22 protein-coding genes are annotated in these 21,043 nt (G+C 68.3%); 8 read left to right on the forward strand and 14 right to left on the reverse strand.

Annotated features, from left to right (window positions below; translation table 11 throughout):
* Positions 1-63: 63 nt before the first annotated feature.
* The 3 genes from OEJ37_RS12965 (at position 64) to OEJ37_RS12975 (ending at position 2,103) form a co-directional block, all read left to right on the forward strand.
* Positions 64-663, forward strand: coding sequence for an NUDIX domain-containing protein (locus OEJ37_RS12965; RefSeq protein WP_047900025.1), 600 nt, complete (start codon positions 64-66; stop codon positions 661-663).
* Positions 660-1,040 carry a DUF4406 domain-containing protein gene (locus OEJ37_RS12970; protein ID WP_175947549.1) on the forward strand — a complete coding sequence of 127 codons (381 nt, stop codon included), beginning with the start codon at positions 660-662 and terminating at the stop codon, positions 1,038-1,040. Before OEJ37_RS12965 ends, OEJ37_RS12970 begins: the two co-directional genes overlap by 4 nt.
* A gap of 196 nt (positions 1,041-1,236) precedes the next feature.
* On the forward strand, positions 1,237-2,103 hold the full coding sequence (locus OEJ37_RS12975; protein ID WP_174420095.1) for an SIR2 family NAD-dependent protein deacylase: 867 nt from the start codon (positions 1,237-1,239) through the stop codon (positions 2,101-2,103).
* A gap of 37 nt (positions 2,104-2,140) precedes the next feature.
* Here OEJ37_RS12975 and OEJ37_RS12980 read toward each other — a convergent pair whose 3' ends face one another.
* Positions 2,141-3,352 carry a S53 family peptidase gene (locus OEJ37_RS12980; RefSeq protein ID WP_263344482.1) on the reverse strand — a complete coding sequence of 404 codons (1,212 nt, stop codon included), beginning with the start codon at positions 3,350-3,352 and terminating at the stop codon, positions 2,141-2,143.
* A gap of 415 nt (positions 3,353-3,767) precedes the next feature.
* Here OEJ37_RS12980 and crcB point away from each other — a divergent pair, with 415 nt between their 5' ends.
* On the forward strand, positions 3,768-4,154 hold the full coding sequence (crcB, locus tag OEJ37_RS12985; protein ID WP_034182940.1) for a fluoride efflux transporter CrcB: 387 nt from the start codon (positions 3,768-3,770) through the stop codon (positions 4,152-4,154).
* Between the two features lie 23 nt (positions 4,155-4,177).
* The gene (locus OEJ37_RS12990; RefSeq protein WP_175918967.1) at positions 4,178-4,528 is read left to right on the forward strand and encodes a DUF190 domain-containing protein; all 351 of its coding nucleotides are present in this window, start codon (positions 4,178-4,180) and stop codon (positions 4,526-4,528) included.
* Between the two features lie 40 nt (positions 4,529-4,568).
* Here the strand turns inward: OEJ37_RS12990 and OEJ37_RS12995 are convergent, their stop codons facing one another.
* Positions 4,569-5,132 carry a YggT family protein gene (locus OEJ37_RS12995; protein ID WP_152864691.1) on the reverse strand — a complete coding sequence of 188 codons (564 nt, stop codon included), beginning with the start codon at positions 5,130-5,132 and terminating at the stop codon, positions 4,569-4,571.
* A gap of 76 nt (positions 5,133-5,208) precedes the next feature.
* Positions 5,209-6,138: a Rossmann-like and DUF2520 domain-containing protein gene (locus OEJ37_RS13000; protein ID WP_263344483.1), complete on the reverse strand. Its 930-nt coding sequence runs from the start codon at positions 6,136-6,138 to the stop codon at positions 5,209-5,211.
* A 515-nt stretch (positions 6,139-6,653) separates the two neighbouring features.
* Here OEJ37_RS13000 and OEJ37_RS13005 point away from each other — a divergent pair.
* Entirely contained in the window at positions 6,654-6,959 is a 306-nt protein-coding gene (locus OEJ37_RS13005) for a hypothetical protein (protein WP_027783774.1), read from the forward strand.
* Positions 6,960-7,076: 117 nt separating this feature from the next.
* Here OEJ37_RS13005 and OEJ37_RS13010 read toward each other — a convergent pair whose 3' ends face one another.
* Positions 7,077-7,745 (reverse strand): LysE family translocator, encoded by a 669-nt coding sequence (locus tag OEJ37_RS13010; RefSeq protein ID WP_174422300.1) that lies wholly within the window; start codon positions 7,743-7,745, stop codon positions 7,077-7,079.
* 58 nt (positions 7,746-7,803) lie between these two features.
* Positions 7,804-9,360 (reverse strand): UbiD family decarboxylase, encoded by a 1,557-nt coding sequence (locus OEJ37_RS13015; protein ID WP_175918965.1) that lies wholly within the window; start codon positions 9,358-9,360, stop codon positions 7,804-7,806.
* Positions 9,361-9,955: 595 nt separating this feature from the next.
* Between OEJ37_RS13015 and OEJ37_RS13020 the strand changes: the two genes are divergently transcribed.
* Positions 9,956-11,068, forward strand: coding sequence for a lytic transglycosylase domain-containing protein (locus tag OEJ37_RS13020; protein WP_174417811.1), 1,113 nt, complete (start codon positions 9,956-9,958; stop codon positions 11,066-11,068).
* Positions 11,069-11,193: 125 nt separating this feature from the next.
* Here OEJ37_RS13020 and OEJ37_RS13025 read toward each other — a convergent pair whose 3' ends face one another.
* The 9 genes from OEJ37_RS13025 to OEJ37_RS13065 all read right to left on the reverse strand — a co-directional run bounded on the left by OEJ37_RS13025 (position 11,194) and on the right by OEJ37_RS13065 (position 19,464).
* Positions 11,194-12,390, reverse strand: a complete 1,197-nt coding sequence (locus OEJ37_RS13025; protein WP_263344484.1) for a pyridoxal phosphate-dependent aminotransferase — start codon at positions 12,388-12,390, stop codon at positions 11,194-11,196.
* Between the two features lie 67 nt (positions 12,391-12,457).
* Positions 12,458-12,895 carry a transcription antitermination factor NusB gene (gene nusB, locus OEJ37_RS13030; RefSeq protein ID WP_152864676.1) on the reverse strand — a complete coding sequence of 146 codons (438 nt, stop codon included), beginning with the start codon at positions 12,893-12,895 and terminating at the stop codon, positions 12,458-12,460.
* Complete coding sequence (ribH, locus tag OEJ37_RS13035) at positions 12,892-13,419, reverse strand: 6,7-dimethyl-8-ribityllumazine synthase (RefSeq protein ID WP_174417809.1); 528 nt, start codon at positions 13,417-13,419, stop codon at positions 12,892-12,894. The genes nusB and ribH overlap by 4 nt, the downstream gene beginning before the upstream one ends.
* Before the next feature lie 53 nt (positions 13,420-13,472).
* On the reverse strand, positions 13,473-14,615 hold the full coding sequence (ribBA, locus tag OEJ37_RS13040) for a bifunctional 3,4-dihydroxy-2-butanone-4-phosphate synthase/GTP cyclohydrolase II (protein WP_152864672.1): 1,143 nt from the start codon (positions 14,613-14,615) through the stop codon (positions 13,473-13,475).
* Between the two features lie 185 nt (positions 14,616-14,800).
* Positions 14,801-15,319 carry a DUF1993 family protein gene (locus tag OEJ37_RS13045; RefSeq protein WP_174417808.1) on the reverse strand — a complete coding sequence of 173 codons (519 nt, stop codon included), beginning with the start codon at positions 15,317-15,319 and terminating at the stop codon, positions 14,801-14,803.
* A gap of 439 nt (positions 15,320-15,758) precedes the next feature.
* Positions 15,759-16,388: a riboflavin synthase gene (locus tag OEJ37_RS13050; protein WP_263344485.1), complete on the reverse strand. Its 630-nt coding sequence runs from the start codon at positions 16,386-16,388 to the stop codon at positions 15,759-15,761.
* A gap of 14 nt (positions 16,389-16,402) precedes the next feature.
* Positions 16,403-17,524, reverse strand: coding sequence for a bifunctional diaminohydroxyphosphoribosylaminopyrimidine deaminase/5-amino-6-(5-phosphoribosylamino)uracil reductase RibD (gene ribD, locus OEJ37_RS13055; protein ID WP_174417807.1), 1,122 nt, complete (start codon positions 17,522-17,524; stop codon positions 16,403-16,405).
* Between the two features lie 15 nt (positions 17,525-17,539).
* On the reverse strand, positions 17,540-18,823 hold the full coding sequence (hemL, locus tag OEJ37_RS13060; RefSeq protein WP_014897811.1) for a glutamate-1-semialdehyde 2,1-aminomutase: 1,284 nt from the start codon (positions 18,821-18,823) through the stop codon (positions 17,540-17,542).
* 188 nt (positions 18,824-19,011) lie between these two features.
* On the reverse strand, positions 19,012-19,464 hold the full coding sequence (locus OEJ37_RS13065; protein ID WP_263344486.1) for a hypothetical protein: 453 nt from the start codon (positions 19,462-19,464) through the stop codon (positions 19,012-19,014).
* A 264-nt stretch (positions 19,465-19,728) separates the two neighbouring features.
* Here OEJ37_RS13065 and OEJ37_RS13070 point away from each other — a divergent pair, with 264 nt between their 5' ends.
* Complete coding sequence (locus tag OEJ37_RS13070) at positions 19,729-20,946, forward strand: Bcr/CflA family multidrug efflux MFS transporter (RefSeq protein WP_174417804.1); 1,218 nt, start codon at positions 19,729-19,731, stop codon at positions 20,944-20,946.
* Positions 20,947-21,043: the final 97 nt, after the last annotated feature.

Here is a 21,043-nt window from a genome sequence, read left to right on the forward strand (position 1 = left end):
CTTGAAGTTGCACGAATATGCACGTTACCATGGGCGCCGTCTTTTGTCGAATGGGAGGCTGCGATGGCTGCAACGCGGGACCGCGTACGCATCGTCGATACGACGGTGCTGTCCGATGACTGGTATGTGCTGAAGAAGGTGACGTTCGATTTCCTGCGCCGCGACGGAACGTGGCAGCGCCTGAGCCGCGAGACCTACGACCGCGGCAACGGCGCGACCATCCTGCTGCGCAATGCGGGCACGGGCGACGTGCTGCTGACGCGGCAGTTCCGGATGCCGGCGTTCGTCAGCGGGCACGATGGCATGCTGCTTGAAGCAGCTGCCGGCCTGCTCGACGACGCGACGCCCGAAGCACGCATCCGCGCGGAGGCCGAGGAGGAGACCGGCTATCGCGTGCGCGGCGTGCGCAAGGTGTTCGAGGCGTTCATGAGCCCTGGGTCCGTGACGGAGAAGCTGCATTTCTTCGTCGGCGAATACGACGCGTCGCTGCGCACCGGCGACGGCGGCGGCGTCGCGGAAGAGGGCGAGGATCTGGAGGTCGTCGAGATGCCGCTGCAGGCGGCGCTGGACGCGGTCGAGCGCGGCGAGATCGTCGACGCGAAGACGATCATGCTGCTGCAGTACGTCGCGCTGCGGGAAACCGCCGGCGCGCGCGCGGCATGACGCCGCTGCTCGTGCTGGTCGCCGGCCCCTATCGCAGCGGCACGGACGGCGACCCCGCGCGCATCGCCGCGAACCTGCACCGGCTGGAAGCGGCGGCGCTCGCCGTGTATCGCCGTGGGCATGTGCCGATGATAGGCGAGTGGGTGTCGCTGCCGCTCGCCGTCGCGGCCGGGTCGCGGCAGGTCGGCGACGAAATCAGCGAGACGTTTCTGTATCCGGCCGCACACCGGCTGCTGCGGCGCTGCGATGCGGTATGGCGGATCGACGGCGCGTCGCGCGGGGCCGACGCGGACGTCAGCCTCGCGCGGCAGCTCGGCAAGCCGGTCTATTTCGCGGTCGACGAGATTCCGGTCGCGCAAGACGATTCGGATAGCTGAGCAGGCGGGGAGGTGTCGGGGCGCGGCATCGCCGGTGCCTCCCTGCGTCGGCTGCCGCGAGAAAAGCCCGGCGCCATGCCGGATCGCGACGTTGCGATCGCGTCATGCCGCTGCATCGCGCATGCGGCACGGCACCCGAACCGGCGTATGATCGCGACGCCACTCGCGCACCGTTCGACGTTACCGCCGCCCCATCATGCCGTTCCCCGATTCCGACGACTCCACCGCTGCCGCCACGCAGCTTCCCGCCGATCTCGTCGCTGCCGCCGTTGACGCGCTCGCGTGCGCCGACGCGTTGCTCGTGACGGCCGGTGCAGGCATCGGCGTCGATTCCGGGCTGCCGGATTTCCGCGGTACCGACGGCTTCTGGCGCGCGTATCCGGCGCTGCGCCACGAGCGTTTCGAATTCCACGAGATTGCGTCGCCGCACGCGTTCCGTGCGCGTGCGCAGCTCGCGTGGGGGTTCTACGGACACCGTCTCGCGCTCTACCGTGCGACGGTGCCGCATGCGGGTTTCGCGATCCTGCGCCGCTGGATCGACGCGATGCCGAACGGCGGCTTCGTGCTGACGAGCAACGTCGACGGCCAGTTCCAGAAAGCCGGCTTCGATCCGGCGCGGATCGTCGAGATCCACGGCTCGATTCATGCGATGCAGTGCCTGCGGCCCTGTTCGGACGACACGTGGGACGCGGCACCGTTCGTGCCGGACGTCGACGAAGCCACCTGCCGGCTGGTCGGCGAAGCGCCGCGCTGCCCGCACTGCGGCGGCCTCGCGCGGCCGAACATCCTGATGTTCGGCGACACCGGCTGGCTCGGTGCGCGCTACGACGCGCAGGAACGTGCGCTGGAAGACTGGATCGCGCGGGCCGGGCGCGTCGCCGTGGTCGAGATCGGCGCGGGTACCGCGATTCCGACCGTGCGCTTGTTGAGCGAACGGCTCGGTGCCGACGTGATCCGCATCAACGCGCGCGAAGCGCATGCGCGCCGTGCGGACGTGATCGGATTGAAGGGCGGTGCGCTGGCGACGCTGACTGCGCTCGACCGCGCATGGCGTGGCGGCTGAACGCCACGCCACGGGCCGACCGGCGACGGCCGCGCGGTTAGGGCTGGGCGACGAGCGCCTGCACGAGCGCAGGTGCTTGCGGCGAACCGAGACCCGTCACGTAGTCGTAGCCGCCCGCTGCGCTGCAGACGCTGCCGCAACTGCCGTTGGACCCGGTCGTCACGTCGTGATAGTCGCTGCCGTACGCGGTTTTCCCGACCGTATAGAGCGAGTCGTAGGTGCCGCTCAACCGGCTCTTGCCGGCCGCCGCGCGCAGCGAATTCGCGATCGCGACGAGCGCCGACCATTGCGGCGCGCCCGCGCTCGTGCCGCCGACCTGGAACCAGCCCGCCTGCCCCTGATAGGTGACCGAGTCGTACACCGCGAAACCGCTGGACGGATTCGCGTCGTAGCTGACGTCGGGCACACCGCGCTTGCCGGCGACCGGAACCGGCCACGCGGCCTGGCCGGCCGGCTCGGCCTCGACGCTGCTCACGCCGCCGCCGCTGCCGCTCCACGCCGCCTCGCCGACGTAGTTGCCGTACGTATCGATGGACAACGTCGTGCCGCCCACCGCCACCACGTACGGTGACGCGGCCGGGTATTCGGTCCCGGTGCCGCTGTCGCCGGACGACGCGACGAACGTAACGCCTGCGACGTTGAAGTGGCTGTCGAAGCCGGTCTCGCTGCCGAACTCGCTGCCGCCGAAACTCATCGACACGACCGACGCGCCGTGCTTGACCGCGACGTCGACCGCGGCCAGCAGGTCACTGAAGCTGGCGGACGCGGCCTCGACGAGCATGATCTTGGCCTTCGGCGCGATCGCATGCACCCACTCGACGTCGAGCGACATCTCGAGCGCCCAGCCCGAATCGGTCTTGGGCCGTGTACCGCGTGCGTACACCTTGGTGAAACAGCCGTTCGACGACGTGCAGGCCGGCAGCGAGAACGCGTTGCTGAACACGCCGAGATCGGCCTCGATCTTCGGGTCGTCGTACGCATCGACGATCGCGACGACCATCCCGTCGCCCTGGTTGGCGATCGTGTCGAACCCGTACGCGTGTCGGGTGAGCGCGGGCGTGAGGCCGGAGATCGACGCCGTGCTCGCGCGCGGCTTCGTGTGGAACGGCGGGCGCGCGTATCCTTTCGGCGCGCGGTTGCCTTCGACATAGGACGGCGGTCCGTTGCCATCGGCGAGCGCGACACTCGATGCGAGCAGCGACACACACAGCGCCGGAATCAACATGGATGACGGGCGGATATTGTTCATTTTTCGAGTCTCCATGTCGATGGAGTGGGTTGGCCGAACCAGTCTACAAAATCGGCGAAGTCAATTGCATGGAATATCGGCCGGATACGGGAATGTCTGATAAGGGAAACTACGCGGAATCCCCTTGAAATATGGGGTTTTCAAGGTTGGCGCGCAGAGGATGAAGCGGCTTTGCCGATTTTTGAAAAAGCGGCTAGATAATCAATTGTTTTAAATTGATTTGTAATGTCCTGCGTAATGCGTCGGAAAATATCGAGTGCGGCGGATTCGGGGGAATAATGAAATGCATCGTGCCCGTGCGACACGATCCGGCGTACGACGGCCCGCTCCGCCGGCGTTGCCGCTGCGGCGCGATTCCGCATACAGTTCAGCGTAGGCCGCATCCGCCACGCGGCGTCGTCAGCGAGGAGTGCCCTTGTTCTATTCGATCGTCGCGATCTTCGTCGGCGCCGGGCTCGGCGCGTTGCTGCGCTGGTTCCTGAGCCTCGCGCTCAACGAATTCTTTCCCGAGGTGCCGCTCGGCACGCTCGCCGCGAACCTGATCGGCGGCTACGTGATCGGCATTGCCGCCGTCGTGTTCACGACCCGCGTCGGGCTGCCGCCCGAGTGGCGGCTGTTCGTGATCACGGGTTTCCTCGGCGGCCTCACGACGTTCTCGACCTATTCCGTCGAAGTGATGACGCACGCGTTGCAGGGCGAATTCGGATGGGCGTTTGCGGTGGCTGCCCTACACTTGACTGGATCGTTCGCGCTGACGGCGCTCGGCATGTGGACCGCGCGCGCGTGGCTCGCGGCGGCCTGAACGCGCCGCCACCGGAGGGAGCGATGGACAGGATCTTCTTGCGCTTCTACCTGCACGAGCAGCACCGGCTGCACTGGAAGCCGCTGTGGGAATGGCTGCTGGAGGAGGCGAACCGGATGGGCGTCGCGGGCGGTTCCGCGTTTCGCGCGATGGCCGGCTTCGGCCAGCATCGCGTGCTGCACGAGGACCGCTTCTTCGAGCTGCAGGGTTCGCTCGCGATCGAGGTCGAATTCATCGTCACCGAGGACGAAGCACAGCGTTTGCTGGAGCGGTTGTCGCGCGAAAAAGTGCGCGTGTGCTACGCGATGATTCCGGCGCGCTTCGGCGTGATCGACACGCTCGGCGCGCCGCCGGCGCAGGGGCCGGCGGCGTAGGGCCTGTGTCCGTCATTGACGTGACCAGGCCCCAGGGGCATCAGATGCCGAACATCGTCAGCGACACGGCGGCGCGCGTGACGATCATCAGCAGCACCTGCACGATCACGAACAGCAGGATCGGCGACAGGTCGATGCCGCCGAGGTTCGGGATGACGCGGCGCAGCGGGTTCAGGAACGGCGCGGTGAGCTGGTAGAGGATCGGCATCGCCGGCGAGCGCGGGTTGAGCCACGACAGCAGCGCCATCAGGATCGTCATCCAGATCACGAGGTTGAGCGCCCACTTCACGACGGTGAGCAGCGCGACCACGACAAGCGTCGCGATCACCGCGGCCGGGTCGAAGCCGGCCATCACGACCATCAGCACGACGTAGACGAGCGCGGTGAGCAGCGCGGCGACGATGCTGGCCCAGTCGATGCCGCGTACGCCCGCGATTACGCGGCGCAGCGGCAGCACGAGCCAGTTGGTCGCCTGCAGCACGGCCTGCGTGACGGGGTTGTACGGCGGCACGCGGACGGCCTGCATCCAGACGCGCAGGATCAGCGCGGCGCCGAACAGCGTGAAGATGGTATTGAGCAGAAAACGGGCGATCTCGCCGAACATCGTTGGCATCCTTTTTATACAGTCGAGTAGCGTGCGGCCGCCAACGCCGGATGGCGGCGCATCGGCCGACACCTTATCACGCCTCGTCTCGCGGCGGGGAGGGGTGCGCGGCGGTGCGCGCGAGCGACGTTTCGACGGCTTCGGCGAGCGCCGGCAGCGACGCCGGCGGCGCGGCGCGCTTCGCCGCGAGCGCGACCGCGCGGCGCGTCATCAGCGCGTACAGCGTCGCGTGATCGCCGCCGCGCGCTTCGAGCAGCGCGAGCTGGCGTTCGACGATGCCCGTATCGCCGCGCGACACGGGGCCGGCGAGCGCGTTCGCGAGCCCCTTGTCGCGCGCGGTCTCGATCGTGCCGGCGAGCATCGGCAGCAGCGCGCGCAGCGCGGCGTCCTCGTCGAAACCGAGGCCGCGCCACAGTTCGACCGCTTCCGACAGCCCGCACAGTGCGAAGCTCGCCGCGTAGTGCGCGGCCGCGTGATAGAGCATCCGGCCGCCGGCCGGAATCGACAGCGGATGGCAGCCGAGTGCGGCAGCAAGTCGCATCAGCGTCGCGTGCAGTGCGCCGTCGGCTTCGATCGTGACCGAGCAGCCGTCGATGCGCGCGAGGTCGGCGTCGGTGCCGCCGAACAGGTAGAGCGGATGAAAGCCGCCGGTGGCGGTGCCTTGCCGTTTCGCCGGATCGAGCAGCGCGACCGCCGACGCGCCGCTGCAGTGGACGATTGCCTGGCTGGCGGCGCGCGACGCGTCGAAGCGAAGTGCCGCGGCGGTCGACGCGAGATGGTCGTCGGGAACCGTCAGGAAGATCAGGTCGGCGGCGTCGGCGACCTGCTGCGGCGTGTCGACGGCCCGGCAGCCGTCGATGCGTGCGGCGAGCGCCGCGGCCGATTCGGGCGTGCGGCTCGCGATCGCGACGACGGGAAAGCCGGCCTGCGCGACGCGCTGCGCGACGCAGCGCGCGAGCCGGCCGGCGCCGATGAAGCCGAGACGGGGTGTGTCGGGGAGGGGCATGGCAGCGGACGTGAGCGAAAACGAAGCAGCCGCCAGTATCGCAGGAATAAAGGCGCGGTCGCGGAAGGTCGATTGCCGCGCGGACGCATGTAGTCGTTACCGGTATGCGGTGCGATCCACATGCGCATCTGCGTCCGGCATTGCGGCCGAATCGTGATCTTCGAATCCGACCCCGAAACGCGCCGCGCGTGCGTCCCGCTTGAATTGTCGGCGTCTTGTCTCAAATTTGTAATCGTTCATTACGTACGCGTGCCCGCCGCGCGCGCCGTATCCGGTAAGACTGACCGGCCGTCGCGTTGCGACCTGACTCGTCGGACGGAATCGCGCGATCTGCAAGGGTCGCCGCAGGACGCGGAAGCCACGCCGCACGGTGGCTGCGGCCGCGTGCAATTGCAATTTGCAACAAATGCGCGACGCGTGAGAAGCGGGTTTTCGCTACATTGCTTCCATGCGACGTGCATGCCCGCCGTTGCCGACAGGAGCGCATAAAATGCCGCTCCAGCAGGAGAATCGAAGTGAAAAAGCTCATTCCGTTCATCGCCGCCGCCGCGCTGGGCCTGGGTGCCGCAAGCGCCGCGCAGGCTCACGTGTCGATCGGGGTCGGCATCGGTATCCCGGTCGCGCCCGCGTATCCGGTCTATGCACCGCCGCCGCCCGTGTACTACGCGCCGCCGCCTCCGCCCGTCTATTACGCGCCGGCACCGGCCTACTATGCACCGCCGCCCGCCGTGGTCGTCGGCGGCTACGGTGGTTACTACGGTCGTCCGTACTGGCGTCATGGTTACGGCGGCTGGGGCCATCACGGCTACTGGCGTCGCTGATCCGTCCCGCGCGGCCTGACCGCGCGTGACAAAACGGCGCAACGTCCCGGGAGGGGCGCTGCGCCGTTTTTCATTGGTGCCGTCGCTCGACGCGCCGCCCGTGCAGGTCGGCTTCGCTTATGCCGCGTGCACGATCAGGTCGCGGTACCCGCCGACGATCACGCTGTACGAGAAATACGCAAACAGCAGCGCCGACGCGATGTGGCACGCGCGCATCAGCCCGGCGCCGGCGCGCTTGCGGCCCTGGCTCGCGAGCGTGCACATAAAGAGCGTCCACGCGAGGCCGCCAAGGAAAAAACCCGACAGGAACACCGACGCGGTGGCCGGCGTGGTCGCGCCGGCTTTCGCGATCAGCGCGCCGCCGACCGCCGCGAACCACAGGATCGCGCTCGGCGACGACATCGCGAGCAACATGCCGCGCAGGAAACTGCGCCGCGCGCTCGCCCGCGGCGGCGGCGCCTCGTCCGCGTCGTCGTCGGCCGCGCTGGCCGGCGCCAGCGCTTCGCGCGCCATCTTCCACGTGAGGAACAGCAGCACGGCGCCGCCGCCGATCCACACGATCCAGCGCACGGCCTCGAACTGCAGCAGCACGGCCATCCCCGCAAGCGCGAGCGCCGCGTAGAGGAGATCGCCGACGCACGAGCCGACGCCGAGCCAGAAGCCCGGCCGGAAGCCGTGCGACAGCGTCAGCGACAGCATCGCGACGTTCACGAGGCCGATGTCGAGACACAGCGACAGCGACAGGAAGAAACCGTCGGACAGCATCGAGGCGGGAGGAAAGCTCATCTTCGTCGTTCTTGTGGTGGGTGCGATGCACGGGCCGGCGGGCGCCGGCCGTACGGCCTCAGAGCCCGATCTCCTGCCAGAGCCGGTCGACGCGTGCCTTCACGGCAGCGTCCATCTCGATCGGGCGGCCCCATTCGCGGTTCGTCTCGCCGGGCCACTTGTTGGTCGCGTCGAGCCCCATCTTCGAGCCGAGACCGGCAACCGGCGATGCGAAATCGAGATAGTCGATCGGCGTGCTGTCGACCATCACCGTGTCGCGCACGGGGTCGACGCGCGTCGTGATCGCCCAGATCACCTCCTTCCAGTCGCGGATGTTCACGTCCTCGTCGACGACCACGATGAACTTCGTGTACATGAACTGCCGCAGGAAGCTCCACACGCCGAACATCACGCGCTTCGCGTGGCCCGCGTAGCTCTTCTTCATCTGCACGATGGCCATCCGGTAGCTGCAGCCTTCGGGTGGCAGGTAGAAGTCGGTGATCTCCGCGAACTGCTTCTGCAGCAGCGGCACGAACACCTCGTTGAGCGCGACGCCGAGCACCGCGGGCTCGTCGGGCGGCTTGCCCGTGTAGGTCGAATGGTAGATCGCGTCGCGGCGCATCGTGATGCGCTCGACGGTGAATACCGGGAACCACTCCTGCTCGTTGTAATAGCCGGTGTGGTCGCCGTACGGCCCTTCGAGCGCGTGCTCGTACGCGGCGGACGCGTTGCCGGCCGGCCGCGGCGGCGCGCCGGCCGGAGCGGGGGCTGGGGTGCCGTCCTGCGGATGGATGAAGCCTTCGAGCACGATCTCCGCGCGTGCGGGGACCTGCAGCGTATCGACGCCGGGCGTCAGGCACTTGGCGAGCTCGGTGCGGCTGCCGCGCAGCAGGCCGGCGAACTGATATTCGGACAGCGAATCGGGCACGGGCGTCACCGCGCCGAGCGTCGTGGCCGGATCGGCGCCGAGCACGACCGCGACCGGATACGGCTTGCCGGGGTTCTGCAGCGCGAATTCGCGGAAGTCGAGCGCGCCGCCGCGATGCGCGAGCCAGCGCATGATCAGCTTGTTGCGGCCGATCAGTTGCTGGCGGTAGATGCCGAGGTTCTGGCGCGACTTGTTCGGCCCACGCGTGACCGTCAGGCCCCACGTGACAAGCGGCCCCGCATCGCCGGGCCAGCAGGTCTGGATCGGCAGCTTGTGCAGGTCGACGTCGGCGCCTTCCCAGACGATCTCCTGGCATGGCGGCGACGACACCGACTTCGGCGCCATGTCCCACACGGCCTTCGCGAGCGACAGCAGCTTGCCGGCGTCCTTCAGGCTCTTCGGCGGATCGGGCTCCTTCAGCGCGGACAGCAGGCGCCCGAGATCGCGCAGCGAATCGAGCGCGGCGTCGTCGCCCGCATCGACGCCCATCCCCAGCGCGACGCGGCGCGGCGTGCCGAACAGGTTGCCGAGCACGGGAAACGCATGGCCGGGCGGCGCGTTGAACAGCAGCGCAGGGCCGCCGGCACGCAGCACGCGGTCGCACAGCTCGGTCATTTCGAGCACGGGCGACACGGGTTGCGTGACGCGCCGCAGTTCGCCGAGCGCCTCGAGGCGCTGGATGAAATCGCGTAAGTCTTTGTATTTCATGAAGAAGGTCCGGGTCGCCCGCATGGCGGGCGACGGTGGGCGGGCGCAGCGGCCGGCTGCGGCCCCGAATCGACCGACGATTTTACCCGGCCCGCCGCATGGACGCCCGGCCGCGAAAAAAGTCGACCGCGCGCAAACCCTCTACGGCACGGGGCTCCCGATCTGAAGAGTGGTTTTAAATTACTTTTTGTTATGATTTCGAGATTTTATAGTGTTGACGATCTATAAAACCCTGCTAGAATCCGCTCACATTGGTTGCAGGGTAAAAGGCTTCGAGCCGCCAATCACCGATCTTTGACGCAGCGCGTCACCGTCCGCCGAACCCTGCACGGCGTATTCGACGGCCTTAGTCGTAGTCCCAGCCAGCGCTACCAGACGCTGGTTTTTTGCGTGGGTGCCACCGCGTATGCCCGTCTCGCCCAGTGTGCGAAGGCGTCGGCCTTCTTGCACCGTGGCCTCGAACGGTACTTATACCGTTTCCCCGATGCTTGCACGTCCCAACCAAGGCGTGCGGCGTCGTGATTCCGCGGCGCGTTTCTGTCTCGCCATCGAGCTGAGCGAGCCGCACGAGTCATGTTCATGGGAGATGATCTGAATGAACGCTTGGTTATCGTGGCGTCCCACTGAGCAGCATGCGCAAATCGTGCGCAACATGCTGCGTCGCGGGACGCGTGTCAGTCACCATCTATTCAGCGTTGTCGGCTGTCTCGCTGTCGCGGTTGCGCTTGCACTGTGGCTGCTGCCAACCGTACGCGGCACGCTTGCCGCGAAGCTGATGCCGGTCGTATCCGCGGCCGTGCAGGCCGGGCCTGCCCGTTTGCTGTCCGGCCATCCGCTGCCGAACTTCGCGCCTGCCGGCGCGCAGCCGCAGCAGGAAGAGAGTCCCGAAACGGACGCGCTTGCGGTCGGCCTCGATGTCGCACCGGAAGCCGCCGCGCAGGGCGATGCGTCCGATCCGGCCCGCAACGGCCCGTCGCCCGTCGCGCTCGCGAAACTGATCCCGACCCAGCGGGTGCCGGCCGATGCGCGCGACGATCGTGCGCTCGCGTCGAACCGCGAACAGGCGCTCGTCGCGACCTATCTGTCGCGCCGTTACCGCATCGCCCAGGAGCCGCTCGGCCAGCTCGTCAAGGCCGCGTTCCAGACCGGCCGCGACGTCGGCCTCGATCCGCTGCTGCTGCTGTCCGTGATGGCGATCGAATCGGGCTTCAACCCGTATGCCGAAAGCGGCGTCGGCGCGAAGGGCCTGATGCAGGTCATGTCGAAGGTCCATTCCGACAAGTTCGAGTATTTCGGCGGCACCGATACCGCACTGCAGCCGCTCGCGAACCTTCAGGTCGGCGCGCTCGTGCTGAAGGACTGCATCGCCCGCGGCGGCTCGCTCGCGAACGGCCTGCGGCTGTACAACGGCTCGACGAACCCCGACGACAACGCATACGGCGCGAAGGTGATGGCCGAGCGCGGCCGCCTGCGCGACGTGTCGCACGGTCGCAGCGTGCCGGTCAATGCACCGCAGGCGCCGGCGAAGCCGATCGTCACGGCCGCTGCCGTGACGGCATCGGCAGGCGGCGCGAAGCGCGTGCGTGCGACGCTCGAAACCGCGACGTCGGCGAAGACGACGGCGTCCAAGGAAACGTCGCCGCAGGACGACGCGAGCGTCGATACCGCGAAGCAGGCGCACGGCGACCATTCGGAGCTCGGCGCGTAACCTGACGCGTACCGCGCTGACGCGTACCGCGCGGTTCCGGCCGGCAGGAAAGGAAAAGGCACCCGATGATCCGGGTGCCTTTTCCTTTTGTGGCGTGTGGAGCGGCCGCTGTGCCGGCCGCGGCGTCAGTGCTGCCCGAACAGCGTTGCCAGCCGATCGACCGCCTCTTCGAGCCGCGTATAGGCGGTCGCATAGGACAGGCGGATATAGTCGCGCGGCGCGTGGACGCCGAAGTCCATGCCGGGCACCAGCACGACACCCGCGTCGTGCAGCATCGCCTGCGTCAGCGCGGCGCTGTCGCCGGCCGCCGGGTGGGCAACGCCTCCGCAATGCGCATACACGTAGAACGCGCCGTCGGGCATCACCGGAACCGTGAAGCCGAGCCGTTCGAGCGCCGGTGCGATGAAATCGCGGCGGCGCTTGAATTCGAGCCGGCGCGCTTCGTAGATCTCGAGCGTGGCCGGCTCGAAGCACGCGAGCGCTGCATGCTGCGCGAGTGCGGACGGGCAGATGAACAGGTTCTGCGCAAGCTTTTCGAACGTACCGACCAGCGCGGGCGGCACGACGAGCCAGCCGAGCCGCCAGCCGGTCATGCTGAAATACTTCGAGAAGCTGTTCACGGTGACGACATCGTCGCCGAACGACAGCGCCGACACGGGCGCCGCGTCGTAGCTGAGCCCCTGGTAGATCTCGTCGACGATCGTGAAACCGCCGCGTGCGCGCACGGCTTCGACGATCCGCCTCAGTTCGTCCGGCTCGAGCGACGTGCCGGTCGGGTTCGACGGCGACGCGAGCAGCACGCCGCGCGTGCGGTTGCTCCAGCGCGTGCGGACGTCGTCCTCGGTGAGCTGGAAGCGCGCGTCCGGGCCGCTCGGCACGAGCACCGCGCGGCCTTCGGCCGCCGCGACGAAGTGCCGGTTGCACGGATACGACGGGTCGGGCATCAGCACCTCGTCGTCGCGGCCGACGAGCGCGAGGCACGCGAGCAGCAACGCGGCCGACGCGCCGGCCGTCACGACGATCCGTTCGGGGCTGATCGTGAGGCCATACGCGCGCGCGTAGTGCGCGGCGATCGCCTCGCGCAGCGGCGCAATGCCGAGTGCGCTCGTGTACTGCGTGACGCCGCGGCGCAGCGCGGCCGCGGCCGCTTCGACGACAGGCTCCGGCGCGGTGAAATCCGGTTCGCCGATGCCCATGTGGATAACATCGCGCCCGGAGGACTCGAGCCGCTGTGCCTCCTTCATCAGTTCCATCACGTAGAAGGGCTGGATCGCGTCGACGCGTGCGGCGAGCGTGACGAGCGAATCGGCGGTGGTATTCATCGGTCGGGCGGGGCGGGGGAGAGAATGAAAAACGGGCGCTTGCGCGCCCGTGGACAAACAAACGGTATCAGCCGTTGCGGCGCGCCTGCGTTTCGGCGGGGCGCAGCTTCGCGGCGAGCTTGTCGAGCACGCCGTTCACGTACTTGTAGCCGTCGGAGCCGCCGAAGGTCTTCGCGAGTTCGACGGCTTCGTTGATGATCACGCGATACGGCGTTTCGACGTGGTGCGTGAGCTCGAACGTCGCGATCAGCAGCACGGCGCGCTCGACCGGCGACAACTGCTCGATCGGGCGGTCCAGCGACGGCGTCAGCGCTTCGACGAGCGTCGCGTGCTCGCGGATCACGCCGTGCAGGATGGCTTCGAGCAGATCCTTGTCAGCCTTGTCGTAACCGAGTGCGCCGCGCAGCTGCGCGTCGATCTCGCCGGAGGCCGCGTTCGACAGCAGCCACTGATACAGGCCCTGCGTCGCCAGCTCGCGCGATTGTCGGCGGGCGCTCTTCTTCATGCGCGCTCCTCTTCGTCGCCTTCGTCTTCTTCTTCGTCCTCGTCCTCGTCCTCGTCGTCGCCGAGCTGGTCGAGCGCCATCGTCAGGTTGGCCATCTCGACGGCGACGCGCGCGGCGTCACGACCCTTTTCGGTCATGCGCGCGACGGCCTGCTCGTCGTTTTCGGTCGTCAGGACCGCGTTCGCGATAGGCAGGTTGAAGTCGAGGCCGATGCGGGTGATGCCCGCGCCGCTCTCGTTCGACACGAGTTCGAAGTGGTAGGTCTCGCCGCGGATTACCGCGCCGAGAGCGATCAGCGCGTCGAACTGGCCGCTTTCCGCGAGCTTCTGCAGCGCGAGCGGGATTTCCAGTGCGCCGGGCACCGACACGAGCAGCACGTCCTCACCGGTGACGCCGAGGCGCTCCAGTTCTTCGACGCACGCGTCGGCGAGACCGTTGCACACGGGTTCGTTGAAGCGCGATTGCACGATGCCGATACGCAGGCCGTCGCCTTCGAGATTCGGTTGGTATTGTCCGATTTCCATGATCTTGTCCGTGGTGTGGATGAACGGTTATAAGGCGAAAGCGCCGTGGCGGGTTACGCGTTGGACGCCGGGCAGGACTTGGCTTCGCCGCCGGGCATCGGAATGAAGCCCGTGACTTCGAGGCCGTAGCCGGACATGCTGCCCAGCTTGCGCGGATTCGACAGCACCTGCATCTTGCCGACGCCGACATCGCGCAGGATCTGCGCGCCGATGCCGAACGTCTTGAAATCGACCGGCCGGCGCTTCAGCGCAGCGGCCTTTTCTTCCTCGTCGAACGCCTTGAAGACGTCGATCAGGTGTTCCTTCGTGTCGCCGCAGTTGAGCAGCACGATCACGCCGAGGTCGCGTTCCGCGATGTCGCGCATCGCGGCGTCGAGCGTCCACGAGTGCGTCGACACGCCTGTTTCGAGCAGGTCGAGCACCGACAGCGGCTCGTGCACGCGCACCGGCGTGTCGACGTCGGGCGACGGCGCGCCGCGCACCAGCGCGATGTGCGGTGAACCGCTCGGCTGGTCGCGGTACAGCACCGCGCGGAACGTGCCGTGCGCGGTCTGCATCGTGCGCTCGGCGATCCGCTCGATGATCGATTCGGTGCGGCTGCGATAGTGGATCAGGTCGGCGATCGTGCCGATCTTCAGACCGTGTTCCTTCGCGAATTCGATCAGGTCGGGCAGGCGCGCCATCGTGCCGTCGTCCTTGATGATCTCGCAGATCACCGCGGCCGGCGTGAGGCCCGCGAGCGCGGTGAAGTCGCAGCCGGCCTCGGTGTGGCCCGCACGCACGAGCACGCCGCCCGGCTGCGCCATGATCGGGAACACGTGGCCCGGCTGCACGATGTGCTCGGGGCGCACGTCGTGCGCGACCGCCGTGGCGATCGTGTGCGCACGGTCGGCGGCCGAGATGCCGGTCGTCACGCCCTCGGCCGCTTCGATGCTGACCGTGAACGCGGTGCCGTACTGCGTGCCGTTGCGGTAGGTCATCAGCGGCAGGTGCAGCTGCTTGCAGCGTTCCTGCGTCAACGTCAGACAAACCAGGCCGCGGCCGTACCTGGCCATGAAGTTGATCGCTTCCGGCGTGACGAATTCGGCGGCGATCACGAGGTCGCCCTCGTTTTCACGGTCTTCTTCGTCGACCAGGATCACCATCCGGCCGGCTTTCAGCTCGGCGATGATGTCGAGCGTGGAGGCGAGCGTCATAAGGGGGCGAGAAAGAGGAAAGTGCGTATTTTACGCCAGCCGGACGACGTTTCGGCTGGCGCGGGTTGCGCTCGGGCGGCAAGCGCTCCGGAAGGCGGTGCGGCCGGCCCGCGCGGCAGGCCCGGCCGGGCCGCCGCGCGTTGCCTGCACGCGCGGGTGCGGGCCGGGTTTTGCCCGGCCGCGCGTCATGCGTGCTCGTTGCGTCCGCCGAGGTAGTCGAGCTTGCCGAGCTCGACGCCGCTGTGGCGCAGGATGTCGTACGCGGTCGTCACGTGGAAGAAGAAATTGGGCAGCACGAAGTTCAGCAGGTACGACTGGCCGCTGAACTCGATCGGGCCGACGCGCATCTTCAGCACGATCTGGCGCGCCTCGCTGCCGTCGATCTGCGCGGCGTCGAAGCTTTTCAGGTAGTCGATCGTCTTCTGGATGCGCGCATGCAGTTCGTCGAAGGTCTGCTCGACGTCCGGGTAGCTCGGGATCTCGACCCCGGCGAGCCGCGCGGCGCAGCCCTTGGCCGTATCGGTCGCGATGTAGACCTGGCGGACGAGCGGCAGCATGTCCGGGTAGAGGCGAGCGCCGACGAACACCGACGGGTCGATCTGCTTCTCGGCCGAGTGCGCCTGAGCCTTGCCGAGGATGTGCTGCAGGTTGGTCAGGCCGCGGATCAGGACGGGCAGCGAAGCCTGGTACATCGAGATGGACATGGGAACGACTCCTGTGGGAAGAGGGGCGGCCGGTGCGCGGCGCGTCGTGCGTTGCGGCGTTGAAACCGCTGTCGACGCATCTTAGCGCGACGGGATGACCCGTGCGCGTCGTTGGCCGTTCGGCCGAGGATCGGGCCACCGGGTCGACGAGCGGATGCGACGGGAATTGTTTCGATGGTCCGCAGATATCGGAATCGACTGGCCGACCGGACAGGCTGCGGTTGGAAATGGGGCCAGGGCGTCGCCCCGTCATCGACGAGGCAGTGAAGCGCTGAAAGGCGGAGCGGGCGCCAACGCGCTGATGGAGCGGCTCGCCGGTACACGTTGCGGTTCGTGTACGACGGCCGGCGATTGGCAGAAAACGGCGGCGATGCGGACCCGGACGGCCCGGGGCCGAACCGGCCGACCCCGATTCTCAAGAAAGCACGAAAAAGGACGATCAGTCCTGATGCACGCCCTGCGACGTCGACAGCATCCGCTCCACATACCGCGCGATCATGTCGACTTCGAGATTGACCTTGTCGCCGGCCTTCAGGTGACGCAGCGTCGTCACCTCGACCGTATGCGGAATCAGGTTGATCGAGAATTCGCAGCCGTCCGCGCGATCGTCGACCGTGTTGACGGTCAGGCTTACGCCGTTGACCGTGATTGACCCCTTGTACGCGAGATAGCGGCCGAGCTCGCGCGGCGCGACGATCCGCAGCTCATGCGACTCGCCGACCGGCGCGAAGCGCGACACGGTGCCGAGGCCGTCGACGTGGCCCGACACGATGTGCCCGCCGAGGCGGTCGTGCGCGCGCAGTGCCTTCTCGAGGTTCACTTCGCCGGGTTGGGCGAGGCCGACCGTGCGGTTCAGGCTTTCGCGCGACACGTCGACGTCGAACGCGGCGTCGGTCTTTTCGATCACCGTCATGCACGCGCCCTGGATCGCGATGCTGTCGCCCAGCGCGACATCGGCGAGGTCGAGCCCGCCGGCCAGTACGGTCAGGCGCATACCGGCATCGGCCGACGTGCCGAGCGGATCGATCGATTCGATGCGGCCGACGGCCGCGACAATTCCGGTAAACATCGTGACGGCCCCGTTCAGTGAGTGGCGTCGGGCTGCGTGAAGCGCGCCAGGATCCGCAGATCGTCGCCGATCCGTTCGATACCGTGGAACGACAGCCGCGTGCGGGCGTCGAGGCTCGCCGGCGCGGCGAGGTCGAACATGCCGGCCGCGTCGGCGCCCAGCAGGCTCGGCGCGAGATAGACGAGCAATTCGTCGACGCATTGCTCGCGCAGCAGCGAGCCGTTCAGCTTGTGGCCGGCCTCGACGTGCAACTCGTTGACGCCGCGCTCGCCGAGCGCCGCCAGCATCGCGGGCAGGTCGACCTTGCCGTGCGCATTCGCGAGCGGCACGATTTCCGCGCCGCGCGCCTTCAACACGTTCGCGCGCACTTCGCCGCTCGCGTCGAGCCGGCCGCAGAAGATCAGCAGCGGCGGGCCTTCGAGCAGCCGTGCGTCGAGCGGCAGGTCGAGGCGGCTGTCGACCAGGATGCGCTGCGGCTGGCGCGGCGTGTCGATGCCGCGCACGGTCAGCAGCGGGTTGTCCTCGCGCACGGTGCCGATGCCGGTGAGGATCGCGCAGGCGCGCGCACGCCACGCGTGCCCGTCGAGGCGCGCGGCCTCGCCGGTGATCCACTGGCTTTCGCCGGACGGCAGCGCGGTGCGGCCGTCGAGCGACGCGGCGGTCTTCATCCGCACCCACGGGCGGCCGCGCGTCATCCGCGACACGAAGCCGATGTTCAGTTCGCCGGCTTCGTGCGCGAGCAGCCCGCAGCGTACGTCGATGCCCGCGTCGCGCAGCATGCCGAGGCCGCGCCCCGACACCTGCGGATTCGGGTCTTCCATCGCCGCGACGACCTTCGCGACGCGCGCTTCGCTCAGCGCGTTCGCGCACGGCGGCGTGCGGCCGAAATGGCTGCACGGCTCGAGCGTCACGTAGACGGTCGAGCCCGCGACGTCGTGGCCGCGCGAGCGCGCGTCCTTCAGCGCCTGCACTTCCGCGTGGTCCTGGCCGGCCGGCTGCGTGAAGCCTTCGCCGATCACGTCGCCGTCCTTGACGATCACGCAGCCGACGCGCGGATTCGGCGCTGTCGTGTACATGCCGCGCGCGGCGAGCGCGAGCGCGCGCTCCATATGGGCGAAATCGGTATCCGAGAACATGCGCGCGGCCCCGGGTCAGGCGGCGAGTGCCGCGAACGCGCGGCGCGCGGCCGCGAGCGTCGCGTCGATCACCGCGTCGTCGTGCGTGCTCGACACGAAACCTGCCTCATACGCGGACGGCGCGAAGTACACGCCCTCGTCGAGCATCAGGTGGAAGAAGCGGTTGAAGCGCTCGGTGTCGCTCTTCGTGACTTCCGCGAAGCTGGTCGGCACGCGCTCCGCGAAGTAGAGGCCGAACATCGCGCCGATCGAGTCGGCCGCGAACGGCACGCCGGCCGCGCGCGCTTCGGCAGCGAGGCCGTCGGCGAGACGCTTCGTCTGCGCGGTGAGCGCATCGTAGAAGCCGGGCGCCTGGATCAGTTGCAGTGTCTTCAGGCCCGCGGCGACCGCGATCGGGTTGCCCGACAGCGTGCCGGCCTGGTAGACGCCGCCGAGCGGCGCGAGGTGGGCCATGATGTCGCGGCGGCCGCCGAACGCGGCGGCCGGCATCCCGCCGCCGATCACCTTGCCGAGGCAGGTGAGGTCGGCCGTGATCCCGTAGTACGCCTGTGCGCCGCCGAGCGCGACGCGGAACCCGCACATCACCTCGTCGAAGATCAGCACGGCGCCGTGCTTCGTGCACAGCGCGCGCAGCGCGTTCAGGAATTCGGGCGTGCCGCGCACGAGGTTCATGTTGCCTGCGACGGGCTCGACGATCACCGCGGCGATCTCGTCGCCGAACGCGCCGAACGCTTCCTCGAGCGCGGCGACGTTGTTGTATTCGAGGACGGTCGTGTGCTTCGCGATGTCGGCGGGCACGCCGGCCGACGTCGGGTTGCCGAACGTCAGCAGGCCGGAGCCGGCTTTCACGAGCAGGCTGTCCGCGTGGCCGTGGTAGCAGCCCTCGAACTTGACGATGCGGCTGCGGCCCGTGAAGCCGCGCGCGAGACGCAGCGCGCTCATCGTGGCTTCGGTGCCGCTCGACACCATCCGCACCTGCTCGATCGACGGTACGAGCTTGCAGATTTCCTCGGCGATCTCGATCTCGGCCTCGGTCGGCGCGCCGAACGAGAAGCCGTCGGCGAGCACGTTCTGCACGGCCGACAGCACTTCCGGATGGACGTGGCCGACGATCATCGGGCCCCACGAGCCGATGTAGTCGATGTACTGCTTGCCGTCGGCGTCCCAGAAATACGGGCCTTGCGCGCGCGCGACGAAACGCGGCGTGCCGCCGACCGAACGGAATGCGCGCACCGGCGAGTTGACGCCGCCGGGAATGGTCTTCTGGGCGCGTTCGAAGAGGATCTGATTGTTGGACATGGGCGAAACCTGCGAGAGAAGGGCGCGGGGGCCTGTGCACGGGCCGCGGCGCCTGGGCGGAACGATCGTCTGATTGTACCGGAGACGCGCGCGGCGGGCCGGCAGGCTGGTCTGCGGCCTTTCAGCGCGTAGGATTGATGCACGGGGACCGGAAACGAGGGGCCGATTCGATCCGGCCGTCGATCCGGTTATAGCGGCGGCTTGCGCTTGCCGGTCAGCTCCGCCCAGCGCTTCTCGAGCGGGCCTTCGACCATTGGCTTGATCGACGTGCCGGACGTCTGCGCATCCCAGGTCTGCGCCGAATACGGGTGGACGCGCAGCGCGTCGCGCGCGATCACGACGTCCTGGTGCGCGTCGACCAGCCAGTCGTACACGAAGTCGATGCACAGCCGGTAACCGCGCTTCGTCGACGGATCGGGCACCTCGTATGGCGCGCGTGTCACGTAGCCGGAGCCGAACACGCCCTTGGGCTCCTTCGCGACGCGGTGCAGGAATACGCGGTCGCCCGGCAGGATGCCGCGCGCGAAGCCGCAGCCCCACATGTCACGCACGGCCTCGCCGGCCTTCACGCGTGCGGCGACGTCGGGCAGCTCGGGCCATGGCCATTTCTTGGGGCTCCAGATCAGCAGGAAAGCGGTCATCGGTTCGGTCGTGCGTCGAATTGGTCAGACAAGAGAAGCAGGGCAGCAGCAAGCTTAATCGAATCCGCGCGCGATCCAGCGATCCAGCGATCCAGCGCGACGGGCGCCGCGCAGGTGCTTTCCGGCCTGCCCCCCGCATGCGGCCCTCAGCACGAAAAAAAGTTGCGCGTACAATCATGGGCCTGAACGCGCCGTCCGCGGCGCGGCCTCCCGTCTTCACCGCCACGCGCGCCCCGATGCGCGCGGGCTCCATTCCGGATACCCATGTCTCACGTCGTCCGGCGCCGGCCCGATGCCCGGCTGATCCTGTTGCTCGGCGCGCTCGCCGCCTGCGGGCCGATCGCCACCGACATGTACCTGCCGAGCCTGCCGTCGATCGCCGACGGCTTCTCCGTCAGCCCCGGCGCCGCGCAGCGCACGCTGACGAGCTTCATGGCCGGCTTCTCGATCGGCATGCTGCTGTACGGCCCGCTGTCCGACACGTGGGGCCGCCGCCCCGTGCTGCTCGGCGGCATCGCGCTGTTCACGCTCGCGAGCATCGGCTGCTTCGTGTCGGGCTCGATCGACATGCTGATCGTCGTGCGCTTCCTGCAGGCGCTCGGCGCCGGCGCCGCGTCGGTGCTGGCCCGCGCGATCGCGCGCGACGCGCACGAGCCGAGCGACGCGGCGAAGGTGCTGTCGATGGTCGCGATCGTCACCGCGGTCGGACCGCTGCTCGCACCGCTGATCGGCGGCCAGATCCTGCGCTTCTCGGGCTGGCGCGGCGTGTTCGTCGTGCTGGCCGTGTTCGGCGCGGTGTGCGCGGCGACCGCGTACCTGCGCGTGCCCGAAACCTGGCCGAAGGAGCGGCGCAAGAGCGCGGCCGTGCTCGCGTCGTTCGCTTCGTACGGGCGCATCCTGTCCGACCCCGTCGCATGGGGGCACATGCTGTGCGGCGGGATGGCATTCGCGTCGATGTTCTCGTACATCACCGCGACGCCGTTCGTGTACATCGAGTATTTCCACGTGTCGCCGCAGCACTACGGGCTGCTGTTCGGCCTGAACGTCGTCGGGATCATGATCGGCAACTTCGCGAACACGCGGCTCGTCGGCCGCGTCGGCTCGCTGCGCATCATCGCGGCCGCGTCGCTCGTGAGCTGCATCGCGTCGCTCGCGGTCGCGCTCGTCGCGCTGACCGGGTGGGGCGGGCTGTGGTCGATCGTCGTATGCCTGTTCTTCGTCGTCGGCGTGGTCGGGATCCTGTCCGCGAACTGCACGACCGACCTCATGCATCGTTATCCGCACAACGCGGGCGCGTCAGCCGCCGTGTTCGGCGCGATGCAGCTCGCGCTTGGCGCGCTCGCGAGCGTCGCGATCGGCGCACTCGCGGACGGCACGCCGTTTGCGATGGGCGTGACGATCGGCGTTACGGGCGTGCTGTGTTTCGCCGGGCGCTACCTCGTGCTGCGCTGGCACGGGCGGCCCGTGCCAGCGGGCGCCTGATCCGCCAGCCCGGCGACATAAAGAAAAACGCCACCGCGCGCGATGCGCCGGTGGCGTTTTTTCTTGGGGTGCGCGAAGCGGCTGACGCCGCGCCGTG

The organism is Burkholderia sp. BKH01, from assembly GCF_025685725.1.
Lineage (GTDB): Bacteria > Pseudomonadota > Gammaproteobacteria > Burkholderiales > Burkholderiaceae > Burkholderia > Burkholderia pyrrocinia_C.

What these genes read in the sequence shown, in the direction of transcription:
- OEJ37_RS12965 (WP_047900025.1), top strand. Translation starts at nt 64, where the DNA reads ATGGCTGCAACGCGGGACCGCGTACGCATCGTCGATACGACGGTGCTG.
- OEJ37_RS12970 (WP_175947549.1), top strand. Translation starts at nt 660, where the DNA reads ATGACGCCGCTGCTCGTGCTGGTCGCCGGCCCCTATCGCAGCGGCACG.
- OEJ37_RS12975 (WP_174420095.1), top strand. Translation starts at nt 1,237, where the DNA reads ATGCCGTTCCCCGATTCCGACGACTCCACCGCTGCCGCCACGCAGCTT.
- OEJ37_RS12980 (WP_263344482.1), bottom strand. Translation starts at nt 3,352, where the DNA reads ATGAACAATATCCGCCCGTCATCCATGTTGATTCCGGCGCTGTGTGTG.
- OEJ37_RS12990 (WP_175918967.1), top strand. Translation starts at nt 4,178, where the DNA reads ATGGACAGGATCTTCTTGCGCTTCTACCTGCACGAGCAGCACCGGCTG.
- OEJ37_RS12995 (WP_152864691.1), bottom strand. Translation starts at nt 5,132, where the DNA reads ATGTTCGGCGAGATCGCCCGTTTTCTGCTCAATACCATCTTCACGCTG.
- OEJ37_RS13000 (WP_263344483.1), bottom strand. Translation starts at nt 6,138, where the DNA reads ATGCCCCTCCCCGACACACCCCGTCTCGGCTTCATCGGCGCCGGCCGG.
- OEJ37_RS13010 (WP_174422300.1), bottom strand. Translation starts at nt 7,745, where the DNA reads ATGAGCTTTCCTCCCGCCTCGATGCTGTCCGACGGTTTCTTCCTGTCG.
- OEJ37_RS13015 (WP_175918965.1), bottom strand. Translation starts at nt 9,360, where the DNA reads ATGAAATACAAAGACTTACGCGATTTCATCCAGCGCCTCGAGGCGCTC.
- OEJ37_RS13020 (WP_174417811.1), top strand. Translation starts at nt 9,956, where the DNA reads ATGAACGCTTGGTTATCGTGGCGTCCCACTGAGCAGCATGCGCAAATC.
- OEJ37_RS13025 (WP_263344484.1), bottom strand. Translation starts at nt 12,390, where the DNA reads ATGAATACCACCGCCGATTCGCTCGTCACGCTCGCCGCACGCGTCGAC.
- nusB (WP_152864676.1), bottom strand. Translation starts at nt 12,895, where the DNA reads ATGAAGAAGAGCGCCCGCCGACAATCGCGCGAGCTGGCGACGCAGGGC.
- ribH (WP_174417809.1), bottom strand. Translation starts at nt 13,419, where the DNA reads ATGGAAATCGGACAATACCAACCGAATCTCGAAGGCGACGGCCTGCGT.
- ribBA (WP_152864672.1), bottom strand. Translation starts at nt 14,615, where the DNA reads ATGACGCTCGCCTCCACGCTCGACATCATCGCCGAGCTGAAAGCCGGC.
- OEJ37_RS13045 (WP_174417808.1), bottom strand. Translation starts at nt 15,319, where the DNA reads ATGTCCATCTCGATGTACCAGGCTTCGCTGCCCGTCCTGATCCGCGGC.
- OEJ37_RS13050 (WP_263344485.1), bottom strand. Translation starts at nt 16,388, where the DNA reads ATGTTTACCGGAATTGTCGCGGCCGTCGGCCGCATCGAATCGATCGAT.
- ribD (WP_174417807.1), bottom strand. Translation starts at nt 17,524, where the DNA reads ATGTTCTCGGATACCGATTTCGCCCATATGGAGCGCGCGCTCGCGCTC.
- hemL (WP_014897811.1), bottom strand. Translation starts at nt 18,823, where the DNA reads ATGTCCAACAATCAGATCCTCTTCGAACGCGCCCAGAAGACCATTCCC.
- OEJ37_RS13065 (WP_263344486.1), bottom strand. Translation starts at nt 19,464, where the DNA reads ATGACCGCTTTCCTGCTGATCTGGAGCCCCAAGAAATGGCCATGGCCC.
- OEJ37_RS13070 (WP_174417804.1), top strand. Translation starts at nt 19,729, where the DNA reads ATGTCTCACGTCGTCCGGCGCCGGCCCGATGCCCGGCTGATCCTGTTG.